This is a genomic window from Bacillus sp. FSL R12-0074, from assembly GCF_038005725.1.
In the GTDB taxonomy this organism is placed as follows: domain Bacteria; phylum Bacillota; class Bacilli; order Bacillales; family Bacillaceae_G; genus Bacillus_A; species Bacillus_A mycoides.
On the sequence record NZ_JBBOTR010000001.1, the window covers coordinates 2,959,586 to 2,979,506 of the forward strand.

The following is a 19,921-nucleotide window of genomic DNA, read 5'->3' on the forward strand; positions in this document are numbered from 1 at the left end:
CGTCTCCTTATCTGTTATTATTGTTTCACATAATTAATTATTTGTCCAACGAGATGCTTCCTAGATTAAGTAATTTACTATTTTAAAAAGCTGAAGAAGGCGCTATACGAGTACCTTTTTCAGCTTTTTATTTTAATATCTAAATTTATTTTTTTCACCCCTATTTTCTTCCTATTTGAATTAAAAATAAGGTGCTTTTTTATAAAGTTTTTTAAACACTCGCTATAGCTGATAAGCTATGAATACAGGAGATAAACTCATAAATAAATGCATCAATTTCTTCTTTAGTAATTATATATGGAGGAAGTAAACGGATGATGTTCCCTTGTGTAACATCAACTAACATTCCTTTCTCCATTAGCTCCACCTGTAATTTCTTAACATTTTCATTCTTATCATTCAAACTAATTCCAAACATCATTCCAGCATGACGTACTTCCTGAATATAATAAGAATTTTCTTTCTGAATTTCTTGCAATTTATCATTTAGATAGTGTGATGTTTCATACGCTTCTTGCATTAAACCATCGTCAATCAATGTATTTAAAACCGTTAACCCTAAAGCCGTTCCCATTGAAGAATGAGCAAACGTTGTGCCGTGATCTCCTGGTGCAAATACATCACATAACTTTTCACCTACAATAATTCCGCCAAGCGGTATCCCGCCTCCTGCTCCCTTACCAATTTGAATAATATCCGGTGTAATATTGAAATTTTGATAAGCAAATAGTTTACCAGTTCTCCCCATACCACTTTGAACTTCATCAACGATAAGAATGACATTATATTTATCACATAAGTTTTGAACACCATGTAAATATTCACCCGATAAAGGGTATATCCCCCCGCTACCTAATACAGGCTCTAGCATAATCGCAATTGGATTTTCTTTAACGATTGTTTCTTCTAATTGCTCTATATTCTCGCGCTCTACTTCATATACTGGAATCGATGTTTTAGGGAAATTTTGATATACACTTTCTTGTCTCGTAAAATGAAGTGCCCCTAACGTACGCCCGTGGAAGCTATTCTTCAGCACTACGATTCCTTCACGTTCCTCATGCGTATTCGCTCTATATTTATCAATTAATTTCAACGTTGTTTCTGTCGCTTCCGTACCAGAGTTTGTAAAAAAGACTTTTCCATTTTTTAAAGAGCAATCAACTAATTTCTTTGCATACTCAATCGCAACTGGGTTTAAAAAATGAAATGGGAGATGCAGAGATTTCGTAACTTGTTCCATTGTCGTTTGCACGATTTTCGGGTGATTATACCCTAATACGTTCACTCCGACACCAGAAAATAAATCTACATACTCTTTACCATCCACATCATAAAGCTTGCACCCTTCTCCTCTTTCTATTGCAACCTTCGTACGACAATACGTAGGCATCATATATTCTTTATCTAATTGAAACCAATCCGACATTTTAAATTCCTCCTAGTTATTTTCCCTGTTTATTTATGTTCATTCTCTATAAAGTCATGTATAAATTCATTTTTAAGATTGTAATTTAAATAGTAATTTTCTTCCCGATATTCATTTTTCCATAATTTCTTCTATTTCAACAGGTCCACTACATACACGTTTTTTTCATCTAGCGGTCTGTTACTATTTTGAACTTTGCGTGTCATACATAATCAAGGCTATAAAATCATATTTAGTAACAATGGAAAAAAAGATTTGGAGGCTATATCGATGGATGAAAACTATGATAAACAGGGACAATCTTTACTAGGAAAAGGCTTTAATGAAAATGGAGAACGTAATGAACAAGCTAAACTTCACTCTCAAACAGTTGGTTCACGTGGACCTATTTTAAAGCAAGATAATGTACTGCACGAGGCGTTACAAGAATTTATTCACGAAAAAATTTTAGAAAGACCTGTTCATGCAAAAGGATTTGGTGCGTTCGGTTATTTTCAAACAATCTATCCAATGTCTGAACATACTAAACTAAGTTTTTTACAAAATTCTAATGAGAAAGTTCCTGTTATGGTGCGATTTTCATTAGCCGTTAGTACGAAAGGAACACCTGATACTTCTAGAAATGTACGCGGTTTTTCTACAAAGTTTTATACAAAGGAAGGCATTTTCGATCTTTTATGTAATCACATCCCTGTCTTTTCCGTTCGTGATCCGATGCGTTTCCCTGAAACAATTCAAGCGTTGTTACCTTCACCTATAAATAACTTAATAGACCCTAATAGATTTTGGAGCTTTGTCGCTAGAGCACCTGAATCCATTCATTTCGTTGTCCATTTATACTCTGATGCTGGTACAGCCAAAAGTCTTCGCCACATCCCAGGACATAGTGTTAATACATATGTATGGAGAAATGCTCAAGGTTATCGAAAGTATGTAAAGTATCATTGGTATCCATTTGAAGGTGTACAATTCATTACTAGTGAGGAAGCAAATAAACTGGCCGCCGAAAATCCTGATTATAGCGGGAAAGATTTATACGATGCAATTGAGGCTGGTAAAGCAGTGGAATATGGTTTATATGTCCAGCTCATGGATCCTAAAGATGAAACACACCTTTCTTATGACCCTTTAGATGATACAAAAGTATGGGATGAAAAGGAGTATCCTCTTATACCAGTAGGCAAAATGGTATTAAATAAAAATCCTGAAAACTATAAAGAACAAGTAGAAAAAGTCGCTTTCTCCCCTTCTAATTTACTAAACGGTGCAGAACTATCAGATGATAAAATGCTACAAGGTCGTGCTAACATTTATAGTGATTCTCAAAGAAGAAGAATTGGACCTGAATTTCGTAAAATAGCGATCAACCAACAGCAAGATTGGACACCTGCTAATCAAGCAACTAGCGGTGACGGAAGATACGTTGAAGGAAAACTTGAAAGAGCTTCTATAGCTAAGCAAGATGACTTTGGGCAGCCTGGTGAATTTTATGCGAAGTTACAACCGATAGAAAAAGAACATCTTGCCGAAAACTTAGCTAGTGATTTGAAAGTTATCTCCGATGATATAAGAAAGGTAGTTTTAGGGTATTTCCATGAAGTGTCAGCTGATTTGTCAAAGAGGATTGAGAGTGCGATGCAAAGGCTTTAAGAATAAAAAAACGTCATTTTCAATGATGAAAATGACGTTTTTTTATGGCGAACTTACTAGTGATTTCTATCGACCAATTTACATTTATTTACGAAAACTTTCCCATTCAAGATTTTCGTTACATCATTTTATATTATGGTATTCATTTCTCTTTTTCTGATAATCTATTTCACATTGTAATGGTCTGTATTCCACGATTTTCCCTTGCTTCTTTTTCGTTTCGGTAACAATCCATTCCCCTTTTTCAAGGTTTAGGCGTTTCATTACATTAGTATCGTCTATTTCTTTATAAAGTAAAAATGCTTCTTGCGCCTTCACAAATAATCTAGGCTCTCCCCTATATCCACCACTATCATAAACTTTAGTTAGCGAATTATAATAAGAATCATTTTCCCTTCCGCCATACATCAAATGCGCAGCCTCTAAGTCTCTTTTACTAATTTCCCAAAAACTATTTTCATCAATCTTTAAATCAGATGTAGATATAATGTCATTCATAATGTTTTTCACATACTTTTCATCACGAATTTTACTTTCTTCCAGACAATCTGAAGATAACCTTGGTGCATTTGACTGAGAATGTACCACATGCTGTATAGATACGCACAAAATAAATACACTTAAAACATACAATAGTTTTTTCATATTTAAGTATCACCTCAAATGATTTAGATACTATATTATTTGTTTTTGAGGTGATTCTATTCTTATACTGAAAATAATAAATCCCCTATAAAATTGATTTTTATAGGGGATTTATATTTAACATTTAATCGGCGTAGCAAGTACCTTACCACTTTTCACATCATATAAACCAACTGGTGTCACTCTAATGAAAGGTAGATGAGTCGCTGAAAAGAATAGTATTGTGAAAGCTGGATCGTTAAAAGAATAACCTCGCTCTTGCAGTAATTTCACCATCTTTTTCTCTTTATGTATTAATGCGCTCATTTTTAAATCGGACATAATCCCGAGCAATGGTAATGCAATTTCGTGTAACACTTCATTTCTTTCCGCTATTACCATTCCCCCGCCAAGCTCTTTTACTCTATGAAAAGCTGTAAGCATATCTTCTTTCCTTTTTCCAATAAGAATGATGTCACCTGTACCGGAATAAGAGCTAGCAAGACCTCCTAATCCATTCGCAAAACCTTTCACAACTGTATTCACTCGCCAAGTGCCATCACGAGCAATCATCATAAGAAAACATTCATCATGCTCAATAGAAAGTTCTTCACCGTTTAAGTCGATTTCAGTTACATATGGTTTTGAAATAACATCATTTAATAATTTTATACCTGTTGTTTCAGAAAAAATCATATCTTCTTTCTTTAAAGACCAGTCTAATGATAATGGAGTTACTTTGAATTTACTCCAGTCTATATGTAATGATGCATTTTTGTTTATTCCGTCACGCTTCATCCATTTCCCCTTTGCAATTACACTTATTGGAATCGGATTTTCTTTACTTTCCAAAATATTAATATTTGCAATTCTTCCTGTCGCGATTGCGCCGTGTAAATGCTCCATATTATAATAACGAGCAATGTTATAGCTTGCCATATTATAGGCATCAATTACTGGTATTCCTTGCTTTATCGCGATTTCTATCATCCTATTCGTCATTCCGTTTTCATAAAATGACGGATGTGAACCATCTGTTGTGAACATGAATCTATCAAATTGCTTGACACCTAATTCCAGCAATTCTTTCAGTAAAACTTCTAAATCTGGACGGATAGAAGAGTTTCTAAGAGTAACGATGTAACCTTGCATAAGACGTGTTAATGCTTCCTGCCCCGTCATCGCTTCATGATCGCAATCAGTACCTAGTAACTTTAACTTCGCTAACGTTGATTCAGACGCACCGGGAAAATGACCTTCTACTTTTTTCTGTAACCGCTTTGTTTCCTGTACCCAATTTAACATCTCATCATCGCCATTTAATAGTTTTGGCCATGCTGTTAACTCGCCGCCTTGAAGAACCGCTTCATGCTTTAGCCACTCTATTATTTCTTCACTATTAAATAAAGATTCACCATTTTGCAGCTCAGTTTGTCCATCAAAACGGCACCACCAATACATACTTGCTGGAATCTTTTCAAATTCATCTAATAAACGAAATGCTACTTCACGTTGTAATGTGAAAAATAAAGTTAAATTATCATTAATGAAAGTCGTTGTCCCAAATTGCATCGCATAATTCGCTAACGTCTCTGGATTATATAATTGATATGGATGTGCATGCGGTTCTATGTAACTAGGAACTACATACTTTCCACCACAATCAATGACTTCACATTCATGTAGTTGCTCTGGCAGTTTTTCTCCTACATATATAATGCGGTCATCATAGATCCAAATATTTGCTTGCACCCACTCGCGCATATAGGAATTTAAATATGTTGCATTCTTGAATAAAATGTGCGGGCTTCTTGTGCCATCTATTACTTCAACATGTTCTCGTAATTGTGTGTTACTCCATCTAAACTGATTTTGTCCCAATGTATTTCACTCCACATCAATTTACTTTTATTTATTAAAACAAAAATAATTAACTAACTAAAGTATTCTCCATTCATAACTCCCCTGTATATCCCCTATACCCTTTATTATATGGAATGATTACAAAAATAACAATTTTCAAAATTTTTAAACATGCCTCTTTGATCCTCAATAAAAAGGATGTCTTGTAACCGACATCCTTTTTTATACTAAACTATAAGATTGAATTACACTTGTATCCGTATTTATGTTCTACATATACTTGATTGCTGCCATACCATGAATGCTAATACTGTCCTTATTTGCGAAATTAAAAAGCATCTCTTTTATTTACAACTAAAGCAGGATCCCATTCGCTTTCTTTTCATCTATTTATTAAATTCAATTTGCATCATTTTATTAAACTGTGTAACAACATCCATCGCACCTAAAGAGTTAATATTGACAGCTAATGTATGTTTGCCTCCCATTACTCCGCCAACAAAAGTTGTAAATCCAGGAATTGCCCCTCCGTGACCCCAAACTGAAATACCATTTGGAAGTTTAGTCTCATAGATCCCAAGGCCATATCCATCACCAACACCTTTTCCTTCTATAGGAACTGTAGTAAGCATTTCTTTTAGCTCACGTTCTTTCAGTAACTTACCACCAAGTAAAAATGAAAAGAATTTATTTAGATCGTCCGCATTAGAAATCATATCTCCAGCTGAATTAGCTAAACTCGGATTATAATACGTCATGTCTTTCAATTCACTTGTTTCGTCTATTTTCATATACCCACGAGCATGATCCTTTCCTGGAATAACGGGTGAATTCCCTGGTAAAAACGTATTTGACAGATCCAAAGGTTCAATAATTCGCTTTTCAATTTCTTCCGCATAACTACTTCCAGTTATTTTTTCAATAAGCATTCCCAATATTACGTATCCTGTGTTTGAATACAGCCATCCCTTACCTGGTGAAAAATCTGGGGGTAGAGAAAGTCCCATTTTCACTATTTCTTCTGCTGTATACGTTTTTCTCGAATTCATTATGTCAGCGTCTTTTGACTTTAAGTATTCAGCTATACCACTCGTATGATTCAAAAGTTGACGTATCGTAATTTGATTGCCATCATACCCATTTCCTTGAATGAGACCGGGTAGCCACTTTTCAATTGGATCGTCAAGTTGCACGCGATTTTCTCCTACTAATTGAAGAACAGTCGTAGCGGTAAAAGTCTTCGTCACACTCCCAATCCGAAAACGATAATCCGATTTCATTGTTTTCTTTGTATTTAAATCCGCGACGCCAGCAGTATAACTACTAATCTTTCCATTGTTAGACGTCTTCGCTAATATTCCTGGGGTTCCAAGCTGTACTGTTTCCTGCATTACTTGTTTCCAACCATTCCGATTCTTTTGATCATGTGATTGTGACGGACTAGATAAATTTTGAACAGACTCTGCTTTCACAGTAAAACCTGGTGTGAATAGAGTAGTACCCGCTAATAAAACTGCCAAACTTGCTAACTTAATTGAATTACATTTTTTCATAAGGCTCCCTCTCCTCTATTAATATCTGATTGATTCAAGTTATACTTTAATCCTATATGATAAAACTCTCTTTTTTCTTATCCATTCCTTACGAAATACTTACGTTCAAATTTTGATACGATATGCTGAGAAAAAGTTATGTATGAAAACAAAAAGAGAATATAAAAAAAGACAGTCGATTAACTGCCTTTTTTCATTTTACCTCTCTTTATTTTTTCAAGATGATTCATTACTTGTGTTCATATCAAAAGTACATATATGTTTGTTCCAGTAACATATCTTTTTCCAAATCGAATTATCTTATAAATTTAAGGAGTTCATATTAAGATTAACAATAAAAAAAGAACGTGTTTTCAATTTATCAAAACACGTTCTCTTACATACTTAAAACCCTATATCAACTTTTTATTTCATTCACTTCTTTAAACTACTAATCTTTATTCAGTTTTACCATCCTGCACTAGCGTTCATGCCATTTCCGATAATAGTAAGAAATAGTGGCCACAATACTGGTCCTAACGTAAGAAGTAAATTTAGAAGTATAAGTAATCTATATACCCCGGGGAAATTTTGATCTTTACGATTTACAAATACTAAACTAACTAATAATATTATGGTCGTTAAAAATAAAAGTAGAATTAGCAACCAATACCAAACCATTAAACTGAGACTCCATGGTGTTAATAGCTCGTGTATTATACCAAATATGATTCCTAATACTCCAAAACTAAAGGTAGTAACTGTTGATTTTATAAGCACTATATTTAATGTTTTTTCGTATGTATTTTTACAATATAAATCTATTAAAGTGTATAAAGATAAATATGCCATTAATACACCTATCCAAGACAATAACCAGTCTCCGCCTCCTCTAAATAACATGAACAGCAACCAACACATCCCTACTGCAGAAAAAGCAAAGGAAATAAGTATGCTTTTCAATACCGGTTTCATTATATTTTCACACCCTTAAAAATAAATTATAAGTTTTTACTAAACTCATGTAATTTTTTATTAACATGCTACCCATTAATCGTTTAGCTCTAATGCATCCTTTTTTCATTCTATATTAATAAAACAAAGATACACTCATGAACAATTAAAGAAGCAATACTCTACAAAGAGTTCCATATAGCTTGTATATTCTTTTTCCATTGGTAGAGATATTAAAAAATTAAGTATACATTAACATGCAATTAAATATAAGTAAATAAAAAAGATGACCTCAGCATACGCCAAAGTCATCTTCTATAACCATATTATTTTACTAGTTCACCGCTATAAACCTTTATATCAAGCGGAGCAGTTAAAAACTGTGATGCTTTACTAACGAAAGATGTGAAGTGTTCACTCGTATTATGACTCGCAACTGCTGCTTCATCTTTCCATACTTCTACCATCGTATAAACACTTTCTTTTTCAGTATCTTTATATAAATCGTAAGATACATTTCCACTTTCTTCTCTTGAACCATGAAGTAGTGGCTGAATTTCTTCTAAAAATGATTGTTGTTTTGCTGGATCTACTTGAAATATTGCGTGAATAATAATCATGGTGTTTCCCCTCTCATATCTCACTTATTTCTGTTTTGTTATAAAATTACTTCCACTCAGCAACTTTTTCAATTGGAAGACGTACTGATGGATAACCACTGTCAGCAGCTTTTCCGATTGAAATTAACATAACTGGTACGTGACGCTCTTTGTCTAATCCGAAAGCTTCTGCGATTTGGTCTTTTTCAAATCCACCAATTGGGCAAGTATCATAGCCGTGAGCACGTGCTGCTAACATAAATTGCATCGCTACAAGACCACCGTCAATTAGTACAGTATCTTTCATTACTTCTGGTGTAACCATTGAGAAGTAACCTGAAAGTTTTTTCATTTGATCTTCTTTTACTTCAGCTGGCATAAGTCCGCGCTCTACTGCTGTACCGTAAATTTCTTCTGCGTTATCAAAGTTGTTTAAGTCACCAAATACAGCAATCATCGCTGAAGATGTTTCTACTTGAGATTGATTGAATTTTGCAAGTGGAGCCAGTGTTGCTTTTGCTTCGTCACTTTCAATAACAAGGAATCTCCAAGGTTGCATGTTTACTGAAGATGGTGCAAGTGTTGCTTCTGTAAGAATTTCAGTCATTTCTTCTTTGCTAATTTTCACTGAAGAATCGTACTTACGGATTGAACGGCGTCCTGTTAAAATTTCGTTAAAATCATTTGTTTTTACTGAGTTAGTCATAGTTGTATTCTCCCTTTTTTAAAGTTCTTTTATATTTTCTTGAATGCGGTCTAACATCGTTAAAAGATTGTCGCGTTCTTCTTCACTTAATCCTTTAAATGCTGAAGTAGCGAAACGCTCTTTTTCCTCTTGATACACTTGAATTTTATTTCGCCCCTCTTCTGTAAGAGAAACTAACGTAATTCTGTTATCATCTGGATTTTTACGTCTTGTAATCATTCCGTTTGCTTCCAGCTGTTTTAAATGCCTCGTAATCGCGGCATTATCAATATTCACTTCTTGCTGAAGTGCTTTTTGACTAATTTCATCTACTTCATATAACTGAAGTATGAGCTCTAATCTAGACTGACTCATACCCGTACACCCTTCAAATTTTGAACTTACTTCTTTGTTTAGAAAGTGTAATTTATATAAAATTATTGCTTCTTTTGAGCATGAACTTGTCAAATTACCCCTCCTTTACATCCAATACAAAAAACATTTGACGCATCAATAGTTGATATGTCAATTAATATAATCTATATCGATTTAGAATGCAAGCATTTTGTTTTCATTTTTATTTTTTCCAAATTAAGGCGCTTTGTCGCGTTACAAAAAATGTAAATTACATTATAATAGTAATAATTCAAATGACTGGAGAGTGATTGTAATGCGGCAATACACAAATAGAAATGAGGATATGAAAATGGAAAATGAAATGAGGATATTTATATATGACAACAATAAATATAGGAATTGTCGCGCACGTAGATGCTGGCAAGACGAGTTTGACTGAGCGTATTCTTTATGAAACGAATGTGATTAAAGAAGTTGGCCGAGTAGATAGTGGCAATACGCAAACTGACTCAATGGAATTAGAAAGACAACGCGGAATTACGATTAAAGCATCTGTCGTTTCTTTCTTTATTGATGATTTAAAAGTAAATGTCATTGATACACCTGGACACGCTGATTTTATCGCTGAAGTGGAGCGATCATTCCGCGTTTTAGACGGTGCGATTTTAGTTATCTCTGCCGTTGAAGGTGTGCAAGTACAAACGAAGATTTTAATGCGGACATTACAGAAATTAAACATACCTACTATATTATTTGTTAATAAAATAGACCGTAGTGGCGCAAATACTGAAAAAGTTGTGAAACAAATAAAAGAGCTTCTTTCAAATGAAGCATCCCCCTTCTACTCTGTAGAAAACGAAGGTACAAAGGACGCTCGGATTATTGAATATAAATCCTATGACGATTGTATGGAACGATTAGCACCATTTAACGAATCATTGCTTGAGTCATATGTAAATAACGAAATAATACCGGATGCACTATTAAGAAAAGAACTCGAAAAGCAAATACAGCAAGCAAATGTGTTTCCTATCTTTTTTGGTTCAGCAATGACAGGTATAGGAGTAACTGAATTACTTAAAAATATTTCAGCCTTAATTCCAGCTACTAAATCGGCACAAGATGAAACATTATCCGGTGTTGTTTTTAAAATTGAACGTGAATCTTCTGGCGAAAAGATTGCTTACGTAAGACTATTTTCTGGTTGTTTACACGTTAGAAAATATGTTGATATTCAGCGCAGTGAGTCTCTATCACATAAAGAGAAGATTAAAAAAATGTGCATATTTCATAATGGAAATGCAGTTCAAGCCTCTACTGTTCATAGTGGAGAGTTTTGCAAAGTATGGGGACTTACGAATATCAAAATTGGTGATATTATCGGTAAGCGGACGGATTATATAAAGGATATTCACTTTGCCGAACCACAAATGGAAGCTGCTATTGAAGCAGTACAAAAAGAGCGAATTCATGATTTATACGCTGCACTTATGGAGCTATGCGAAGAAGATCCTCTCATTAAAGTTTGGAAAGACGATGTTCATAATGAACTATACATTCGCCTTTTCGGTGAAGTACAAAAAGAAGTTATCGAAACAACACTTTATGAAAAATACAATTTACAAGTTACCTTTTCAAACACGCGAGTTGTATGTATTGAAAAACCAATTGGCATAGGGAATAGCTTTGATGTAATGGGCGAAAAAGAGAATCCTTTTTACGCAACAATTGGGTTCAAAGTTGAACGTGGCGCGCTTAACTCTGGCATAACGTATAACTTAGGTGTTGAACTTGGATCACTGCCTTTAGCATTTCATAAAGCGATTGAAGATACAGTATTTCAAACGTTAAAACAAGGTTTATGTGGATGGGAAGTTACGGACATTATCGTCACATTAACACATACCGGCTATGCCAGTCCTGTTACAATAGCGAGTGACTTTAGAAATTTAACACCGCTCGTATTAATGGATGCTTTAAAACAAGCCAAAACATGTGTATTTGAACCAATAAATGAATTTGAATTAACTGTTCCGGAGCACGCAATTAGTACCGCAATGTATAAACTAGCTGCTATCCCAGCAACTTTTGCAGAGCCTACGTTGCATAATGATTCTTACCATTTAACAGGATCATTACCTGTTGCAAAAACAGAGGATTTTAAACGAATGCTCCATTCATTTACTGAAGGAGAAGGTATCTTTATAACAAAGCCAACTGGTTTCACAAAACTTACGGCTCCCTTTCCTACTCGAAAACGTGTTGATTATAATCCGCTAAATCGGAAGGATTATTTGCTTCGTGTTTTGAAGGCTTATTAATTAACAAATAGAAAAAGTGCCCTCTTGTATGATATTTTCTTTACTAGAGGGCACTTTTTTATACAATATCAAGGTAGAGCTGGCTCAAACTCTCCAGTGATCGTTTGATATCCGTTATTATTCTCATATTCCTGTTTCCGCTCTAACCCGAACTTTTCTAAAATAGGCAGGTCGTTTGTTGAAAATACATAACTATTTTCTAGCGCAACGTGTTCGTGCCATGCCCAGTTTGGTACAACAAAGAAGTCTCCTTTCGACCAGTCAAAGCGAACACCATTAATAATCGTATATCCTGCCCCTTCATGTACATGATAGATTGATGCATGCGTATGACGATGCGCTTTTCCTTTGAATCCCTTCGGCAATTTTTGCATCCAAGCTGCAATCGTTGGACACGCTGTTTCACCGTTCGATGGATTTATATATTCAACAGCATAACCATCGTAAGCATCTGGCTCAAAACGACTTAATCCGTTAAGCGCTGCTTCCGTCCCTAACCATTTGTAAGAACTAAGTGGAGCCTTCTTTACATATCGGTCGGAAATCGGTCGAACCATTCTACCTTCATAACGCTGAGCAGTATAATTGTCCGGCACGTTTGGCTGTTCAATTTTTTCTGGATACGGCTCAAAGAACGTACCGCCGAGATAATAAATGGTCGGAATATCAAGGCAATCCATCCAAATCATCGGTTTGTCACCTGTGTGACCATGTCCGTGCCACAGTCCATTTGGAGTTGTTAAAAAGTCTCCTCGTTCCATGAAAATACGCTCTCCTTGCACAATTGAGTAAGCCCCTTCTCCTTCCATGACGAAACGTAATGCATTTTGAACATGCCGATGTGACGGAGCGGTTTCTCCAGGTTGTATTAATTGAACCGCTGCATATAATGTTTGGGTGGTCGATGCCCATCCCCAAGGTTTTCTATAATTAAGTCCAGGATTTTGAAAGTAGATGGCCCGGCGTTCTCCCCCGCGGTCTGGTGTAAATATTTGTGTCGCCTCCATTAACTTCTTTTGAAGCAATTCAGATTTCCAAAGGTACGCTTGTGCATGAGGCTCAGGTGTATGTTTCATTAAATCTGGGATCGCGTTCCAAAGTGGTCCGAGATGATATTGTTCTATATCACGATTGAAATCTTGTACGAGTGTACTTTCAAAAAAATCATTTTTTTCCGCCATTTTATTTGCCCCCTTTATTGCTCATTAAATTTACATAAATTCCGTTCGATTTGTTTATAATGCTTTTCTGTATGTTCTACGATGAGGTGATTCACGATAAAGTCAATCGGCTTATTGTTAAAACGAGGATTACGACTTGGAGCCTGAATATTTAACTCTTCGTCTGTTAATGTGTTTAGTACATTTTCTATGATGAGTGGTATAGAAGACAGCTGCTCTATGACTTCTTCTATAGATTTTTTGTTTATATTCTCTTCTGATACTGCTTGTAGACGTACTTCATCTGTTAAACCGCGGCCCCATACGTTTTCATGGTTTACTTTAATATTGTTAATTTCTTTTGCCCAATATGGGATAGCTTCCGCTACATGTGTAATAATTTGCATAATTGACCATTCATCTTCTGAAGGTTTCCAATAGATGATTTCCTCTGGCAAAGACTTAACAATAGTCTTGATCTTATCGATTGATTCATAAACAGACTCGGCTGCGTGGATTTGCAAGCTTTTCGTCATAGTACTGGCACCTCTACTGTTTGTCTTACTTTATTTTCAAGTACGCCTACTCCATCAACTTCAATACGAACGATATCTCCATCTTTAAGAAATACTTGCGGATTACGTGCAACACCTACACCACCTGGCGTACCTGTTAAAATGACATCCCCTGGTTCTAGTGTCATTAAACCGGATAAAAACGAAACGAGATATTGCACCGAGAATACTAAATTAGCAGTATTAGATTGCTGACGTGTCTCTCCATTCACTGTTAAGACTATTTCCAAGCCAGATGGGTTCGTTAATTCATCTGAGGTAATTAACCACGGTCCCATTGGAGCACTTCCTTCAATTGTCTTCCCTTGAAGCCATTGAATCGTACGGCGCTGAATATCACGATAAGTAATATCATTCGCAATTGTGTAACCAGCTACATATTGGAGGGCATCTCCTTCTGAAATATTTCGAGCACGCTTTCCGATTACAAAAGCAAATTCAGCTTCGTAATCTAGTTGTTCAGAAATCGGGTAATACGGAATATCATCTTCTGGACCGATTACTGTATTGGCAAACTTCGCAAAGATGACTGGAAATGCAGGTAATTCGCGTTTCATTTCCAAAATATGTTCACGATAATTGTGACCTACACATATAATTTTTCCTGGCGCAGGTACTGGAGCTTCTATTTTCACTTCACCTTCTGCAAAAACCAATTTATCTTCATGGTTTTTCATAAGCGCATAAGCGATTGCATCTTTTGCTAAATTCATACTTTCCGTTCCACCTTGTAAAAATCCATTCATATCCTTTGGTATATACGCCTCTGCAATTTGAGCGGCCCGAAGGTTTCCTTCGCTTGTCAATTTCGCTTTAAAAGCAGCATGTAAATCAATCAAAATCCCGTTCTCTAACGCAGCAATTCTCGTTTCTCCATTACGTGTAAAAGTAACAAGTTTCATAGTAATCTCCCTTTCCTTTAAATGAATGAAAATTCTACCCTGAACGATAGTAACGTATAACTTTCCAGCCTTACTCTTTGTTATAAAAGATAAAAAGTATTACCTTCTGGACCAAGTGGTACATGTCCCATTTCTATTAACTCTATAATTGGCAGCAATACATTTTTTTCTTCAGCTAATTCAGCAGCGCATGCAAGAACACTTACATACATCGCATGCCCGACGAGAAATTTCACTGTTTTTTCCTCTCCGAAATGCTTGAAAACTTCTTTATAAACACCATGAAAGATTGCTTCTGGTACTTTATCTACTACATCTACAAGAAGTTTTTCGTTACCAGCGCGTACAATTTTTTCTTTCAATTGATCTGGCACTTCTGCTAGTGCCCCCCATAAAGCATTACCTTCAAAGGAAATCCGCCCGATTGTCTCATGTAATTGGTTTCTTGAAATCCATTTGATTTCATATTCACTAACGTTTAGAGAACTCATAAATTGATCTATTTTCTTCTCAGCCTCTAGATTTTGCTGTCCAATGTTCCTATACCAGTTCATCGTCATTAACCGCTCAATCATTCCATTTGTAGAACGGGCATGAGAACCATACTTTTCTTCATTCATGAATTGAGACAAAACCATTTCTTATCGCTCCTTTCATCTTGTTCACGTTACTCATCTAATTTTTTTTATAATTTTAATATTTCGTTGTCAGTTCAGGAGGTCCAAATTTCGGTCCGTATGGTCCCTCATCAAGCCATCTTCCAAGCCTCGGAACGATAGATACCATTGAGGCAGCAATGTCGCGTTTCATGTTCATTTCAGGAGAATTTCCCTGAAGGTGATGAAGCGCAGTGGTTGAAGCATCGCGGTTCCATTTCGCTGCAATTCGGCGTTCGTTTGCAGCTGCTTCAATCGCGCACACTCGCTCTTCTTCAGAATGAGATTGTAGTGCTTTCTCAATACCTCTCGCAGCAAGAACTGCATCTGGAACTCCAGAATTTAATCCACGTGCACCGAACGGGGCGAATAAATGTGCTGCTTCTCCAGCTAGAAGAACACGACGTTTTACGTCAGTAAATGAATTTGCCACTACTTGATGGAAACGGTAGGAAGAAACCCATGTAATCCTATCAGCGTACTTAGCATCCATTACTTTTGGCAACCATTTCTTAGCACTTTCAATATTTGTATAATCATCTGGATTATCTGACTCAAGCAGTTGTAAATCAATACGCCATCCGCCTTTAAACGGAACAAACATTACATTTCTTCCCCCCATAGCTGGATGCTGGTAATGGAATATTCTTTCTAAAGGAAGTGGATCTGTTTCATCTTCTTTTGCATCCACGACGATAAAAGTATCTGCCGTGCGTGGGCCTTCAAACTTTAATCCCGCTTCCTCTCTTACGATTGAACGAGCTCCATCACATCCAATTACATACTGCGCCTTCAAGATTTCGTCATTTGTGATTGTTACTTCTACTCCAGAGTCTGTAATGTGTAAATTTTTAACTGGAGCATCCCAAAGGAATTCAACGCCCGCTTTTATACACGCCTCATACATATGCTTTTCGATCTCATCTTGATGAAGAGCTGTGAAATGAGGCAATCGGTTAAACTTAAGATTTTCATCCTTACCGTAATTTCGTACATATACTTCTTTCCCTTTATAAAACGTTCGTTTTACAGGCCAAATAATTCCGTTATGAGCAAGTGTGAAACCGAGGCCTTCTGAAGTCTCCTCCAGTAGTTTTAACGAAGCACTGTGTAAATAAATTGCTCTACTTCCTGGACGTGGTCTTCCAAATGAATCTCCCTCTATTACTAAAGTTGATATCCCCTTCTTTTGTAATGCAAGTCCTGCTACAAGTCCTACCGGGCCCGCACCAACAACAATGGCATCATATTTTTTTTCTTTTCCCATCAATATCTCCCCTTTATTAACAATTTCCCATTATGATTTCCTCACTCTTCTTTCTTTAACTCCCTACAGTTTTTATCTCCGGCATCATCTTCTTCCGAATATCCTCAGGTATTGGATGCGCTTTCGCTTTTTCTTTGAAAGAAGTCCATGCACGAGTTTCATAACCTTCTGCTACAACCCGTTCCCCTTTTACAAAAACATGCTGAATTGTAAAAACTTTATTATGCAATTCGTTCACAGTACTTTTCACAACTACTTGATCTTCAAAACGAAGAGGTGACTTAAATTGGCATTTTGCTTCTAGTAAGGGCAAACCAATTTGTTGTTCTTCGTAAAGTTCGGCGGAAGGAAAACCAATTTTTTTAAAATATTCATGAGTTGCTTCGTCCATCCATTTATAAAAATTAGGATAGTACACAATGCCCGCAGCATCTGTGTCTCCCCACCTTACTTGAAAAGTATATTCTTCCATTATGCCTTCCCTCCTATCTATCAAACTGTTGGACTAATATTTGAAGATACTTGTTCTCTCAGTTTCAACTTTTGAATTTTCCCACTTGCTGTTACAGGGAATTCATCAGTAAAGATCACTTTCTCTGGTAGTTTATAAATTGCCATTTTCTCTTTAAGATAGAGTTTCATTTCTTCTTCTGAACTTACTTCTCCATTTTTTAACCGTATGACCGCACACGCAACTTCCCCGAGCACTTTATCTGGAAGACCTACAACTGCAGCTTCGATTACTTTTGGATGTTTCATAATGACTGCTTCAATCTCCTGTGGATAAACGTTTAGCCCACCTCTTATAATCATCTCTTTCTTTCGCCCTACAAACCTTAAATATCCTTGATGATCAAGGGTGCCTAAATCTCCTGAATAATACCAACCATCATTATCCAAAACCTGTTTTGTCTGTTCAGGCATATTATAATAACCTTTCATTACTCCAAATCCCTTAACTGCGATTTCGCCCACTTCCCCTGGCGGGAGCGCTACTCTATTTTCATCGACAATTTTCAATGTTACTCCTGGGATAGCCTTTCCAAGAGTTTCTGTTATGTTCTGCTTTGTATCACCATACGAGGTCATCGTAATAGAAACCGTTTCAGTTATCCCAAATGATTGACAAAGGTTAATGCCCATCCGGTCTCGTATCTCCGTCACTGTTTTTGCCGGAATAGGTGAAGCTCCAACTAATCCAGCACGCAATGAAGATAAATCATATTTATTAAAATCCTCTAATTCTAGTTCTTTTATAAACATTGTTGGTACGCCTTTTTGGATGGTTACCTTTTCTTGTTCAATTAATTGTAAAGTTTCTCGCGGACGGAATTTTTCTTGTAGTATCATTCGTCCTCCCATCGCTACTGCACAAAGCATATTAATTGCCATACCGAAAATATGAAACAGTGGTGCTGAAATAATAAATACATCATCTTGTATACAATGCAGCTCTATTCCTATCGTTTGTGCAGATTGTACAACAGCACGGTGTGTAACCATTACACCTTTTGGGGTTCCCGTCGTTCCTGACGTATATAATATACAAAACAAATCTTCATTCACATTTATATTTACTTGTTCAATATCTATTGTTTCTGTACGCATTAACTGCTCATACGAACTGAGATTCTCTTGCGGAAACCGTACTGTAATAGCTGTTTGTACCATAGTAAGTACTTTTTCAAAACCAACATTCTTTTCAAATTCTCCGGATGCTATTAATAACTTCGGAGCTGAACTTTTCAATATAAATTCAATTTCATATGATTTATATTTTGGATTAAAAGGAACGATTATTGCTCCTAATTTTGCTGCTGCAAAATAAATTACTACTGTTTCGGACCAGTTTGGTAGAGATACGGCGATACGGTCTCCTTTACTTACTCCTAGTCTCTTAAATGCAGTAGCCAAACAATCTACTTCATTTTTCAATTGTTTGTATGTAATTCGTCTCGTTAAATCATATATCGCTTCTTTTTCACCATGAGATGAAGTAACAGATTCTAACAGCTCATACACCGCTAATAAGTTCCTATTCTTTTTCATTCTCTCACTCACTTTCTATCGTCTTACCTACTAGCTCGCGTTTTTTATCCCATACTTATAGCAGGACAAACGATGTAGGAAAACCAGGAAGGACTCTCCCTGGTTTTTCTAGTACAACGCTTCCCAAATCGCTGCAATTCCTTGCCCTCCGCCAATACAAACAGCGGATACCCCATACTTTTTATTTCTTCTTCTTAATTCATAAATTAAGGATAGAGAAATTCTTGTTCCACTCGCAGCAAGTGGATGGCCTATCGCAATTGCCCCTCCATTTACATTCGCTTTATCAAGATCGAACCCTAATTTTTTTTGACAAGCTAAGTACTGCGCTGAAAATGCTTCATTAATTTCAATCAAATCTAAGTCTGCTAAAGTTAGATTCGCTTTTTCTAATGCACTTTGAATAGCTGGAACCGGTCCAATCCCCATATACTTCGGTTCTACTCCAACAACAGCCCAAGAAATGAGCTTAGCAATCGGTTTTAAACCTCTATCATTTGCATAATCACTAGATGCTAAAACAACTGCCGCTGCACCATCCACCATCCCGCTTGCACTACCTGGAGTTACGACACCATTTTCAGCAAAACGGGGTTTTAATTTCGCTAATTTTTCTAGACTCGTATGACGGATATGCTCATCTTCATGTATAAGCTGTTCTCCTTTTCTTCCTTTCACTGTTACTGGAACAATCTCTTCTTTTAAATATCCTTTTTCCCTTGCTAAAAGAGCTCGTTCATGGCTAGAGAGTGCATGCTGATCTACTTCTTCTCTCGTTAAGTTATATTTTGCAGCCAAATTCTCGGCTGTTTCTCCCATCGTACATTTACCATACGTATCATAAAGACCATCCCATAACCAATCTTCTAAAGCCGGACCGCCGAGTGGACTTCCCCATCTCATTCCAGGTATTACATGAGGAACTTGGCTCATGTTCTCAGTTCCTCCGGCAAGTGCAACGTCTGCTTCTCCGCAAAGAATATAACGAGCTGCCGTTAAAATAGATTCAACACCAGTTCCGCAAAGACGATTAATCGTCAAAGCTGGGACATGAATAGGTGCTCCGGCTTTTAATCCAACATGCCTTGCCAATAAATGTGCATCTTTACTAGACTGCTGAACATTACCAAATACAACTTGATTAATATCTTCAGCAGATATAGAAGCTTTTCGTATTGCTTCCTTAGCGGCAATTGCCCCTAATTCTGTTGCATTTAATCCTTTGAACGATCCCGAAATTTCAGCGAACGGAGTCCTAGCTCCCTCCAATAAAACAATCTCTTTCATATCCCATTCAC

The 19,921-nt window shown here is 36.3% G+C and carries 18 protein-coding genes; 2 read left to right on the top strand and 16 right to left on the bottom strand.

Annotated elements, in window-relative coordinates:
• Positions 1–211 precede the first annotated feature (211 nt).
• Entirely contained in the window at positions 212–1,429 is a 1,218-nt protein-coding gene (locus NSS97_RS15480) for an aspartate aminotransferase family protein (RefSeq protein ID WP_002190021.1), read from the bottom strand.
• Positions 1,430–1,699: 270 nt separating this feature from the next.
• Between NSS97_RS15480 and NSS97_RS15485 the strand changes: the two genes are divergently transcribed.
• Complete coding sequence (locus NSS97_RS15485; protein WP_107886696.1) at positions 1,700–3,079, top strand: catalase; 1,380 nt, start codon at positions 1,700–1,702, stop codon at positions 3,077–3,079.
• A gap of 123 nt (positions 3,080–3,202) precedes the next feature.
• Here the strand turns inward: NSS97_RS15485 and NSS97_RS15490 are convergent, their stop codons facing one another.
• The 7 genes from NSS97_RS15490 to NSS97_RS15520 form a co-directional block, all read right to left on the bottom strand.
• Positions 3,203–3,724 carry a hypothetical protein gene (locus tag NSS97_RS15490; protein WP_341113222.1) on the bottom strand — a complete coding sequence of 174 codons (522 nt, stop codon included), beginning with the start codon at positions 3,722–3,724 and terminating at the stop codon, positions 3,203–3,205.
• 117 nt (positions 3,725–3,841) lie between these two features.
• Positions 3,842–5,584 (bottom strand): adenine deaminase C-terminal domain-containing protein, encoded by a 1,743-nt coding sequence (locus NSS97_RS15495; RefSeq protein ID WP_341113224.1) that lies wholly within the window; start codon positions 5,582–5,584, stop codon positions 3,842–3,844.
• 368 nt (positions 5,585–5,952) lie between these two features.
• Positions 5,953–7,119, bottom strand: coding sequence for a serine hydrolase domain-containing protein (locus NSS97_RS15500; RefSeq protein WP_341113226.1), 1,167 nt, complete (start codon positions 7,117–7,119; stop codon positions 5,953–5,955).
• A 447-nt stretch (positions 7,120–7,566) separates the two neighbouring features.
• On the bottom strand, positions 7,567–8,073 hold the full coding sequence (locus NSS97_RS15505) for a DUF3902 family protein (protein WP_341113228.1): 507 nt from the start codon (positions 8,071–8,073) through the stop codon (positions 7,567–7,569).
• Between the two features lie 305 nt (positions 8,074–8,378).
• Entirely contained in the window at positions 8,379–8,672 is a 294-nt protein-coding gene (locus NSS97_RS15510) for a putative quinol monooxygenase (protein ID WP_000583822.1), read from the bottom strand.
• Between the two features lie 46 nt (positions 8,673–8,718).
• Positions 8,719–9,357, bottom strand: a complete 639-nt coding sequence (locus NSS97_RS15515; RefSeq protein ID WP_088292137.1) for a nitroreductase family protein — start codon at positions 9,355–9,357, stop codon at positions 8,719–8,721.
• Positions 9,358–9,375: 18 nt separating this feature from the next.
• The gene (locus tag NSS97_RS15520) at positions 9,376–9,804 is read right to left on the bottom strand and encodes a MarR family winged helix-turn-helix transcriptional regulator (RefSeq protein ID WP_000204168.1); all 429 of its coding nucleotides are present in this window, start codon (positions 9,802–9,804) and stop codon (positions 9,376–9,378) included.
• A gap of 266 nt (positions 9,805–10,070) precedes the next feature.
• On the opposite strand from NSS97_RS15520, the gene NSS97_RS15525 reads away from it, so the two are divergent.
• The gene (locus tag NSS97_RS15525) at positions 10,071–12,014 is read left to right on the top strand and encodes a translation factor GTPase family protein (RefSeq protein WP_341113230.1); all 1,944 of its coding nucleotides are present in this window, start codon (positions 10,071–10,073) and stop codon (positions 12,012–12,014) included.
• A 68-nt stretch (positions 12,015–12,082) separates the two neighbouring features.
• Here NSS97_RS15525 and NSS97_RS15530 read toward each other — a convergent pair whose 3' ends face one another.
• The 8 genes from NSS97_RS15530 to NSS97_RS15565 all read right to left on the bottom strand — a co-directional run bounded on the left by NSS97_RS15530 (position 12,083) and on the right by NSS97_RS15565 (position 19,910).
• Positions 12,083–13,195, bottom strand: coding sequence for a cupin domain-containing protein (locus tag NSS97_RS15530; RefSeq protein WP_107886691.1), 1,113 nt, complete (start codon positions 13,193–13,195; stop codon positions 12,083–12,085).
• A 14-nt stretch (positions 13,196–13,209) separates the two neighbouring features.
• The gene (locus tag NSS97_RS15535) at positions 13,210–13,710 is read right to left on the bottom strand and encodes a DinB family protein (RefSeq protein ID WP_044438190.1); all 501 of its coding nucleotides are present in this window, start codon (positions 13,708–13,710) and stop codon (positions 13,210–13,212) included.
• Positions 13,707–14,651, bottom strand: a complete 945-nt coding sequence (locus NSS97_RS15540; RefSeq protein WP_107886689.1) for a fumarylacetoacetate hydrolase family protein — start codon at positions 14,649–14,651, stop codon at positions 13,707–13,709. The genes NSS97_RS15535 and NSS97_RS15540 overlap by 4 nt, the downstream gene beginning before the upstream one ends.
• Positions 14,652–14,731: 80 nt before the next feature.
• Positions 14,732–15,289: a hypothetical protein gene (locus NSS97_RS15545; protein ID WP_044438187.1), complete on the bottom strand. Its 558-nt coding sequence runs from the start codon at positions 15,287–15,289 to the stop codon at positions 14,732–14,734.
• 55 nt (positions 15,290–15,344) lie between these two features.
• Positions 15,345–16,574 (bottom strand): FAD-dependent oxidoreductase, encoded by a 1,230-nt coding sequence (locus NSS97_RS15550; protein ID WP_341113235.1) that lies wholly within the window; start codon positions 16,572–16,574, stop codon positions 15,345–15,347.
• 55 nt (positions 16,575–16,629) lie between these two features.
• On the bottom strand, positions 16,630–17,046 hold the full coding sequence (locus tag NSS97_RS15555; protein WP_044438184.1) for an acyl-CoA thioesterase: 417 nt from the start codon (positions 17,044–17,046) through the stop codon (positions 16,630–16,632).
• A gap of 20 nt (positions 17,047–17,066) precedes the next feature.
• Positions 17,067–18,623: a class I adenylate-forming enzyme family protein gene (locus tag NSS97_RS15560; protein WP_341113237.1), complete on the bottom strand. Its 1,557-nt coding sequence runs from the start codon at positions 18,621–18,623 to the stop codon at positions 17,067–17,069.
• Between the two features lie 108 nt (positions 18,624–18,731).
• Positions 18,732–19,910 carry an acetyl-CoA C-acetyltransferase gene (locus tag NSS97_RS15565; RefSeq protein WP_341113239.1) on the bottom strand — a complete coding sequence of 393 codons (1,179 nt, stop codon included), beginning with the start codon at positions 19,908–19,910 and terminating at the stop codon, positions 18,732–18,734.
• Positions 19,911–19,921 lie beyond the last annotated feature (11 nt).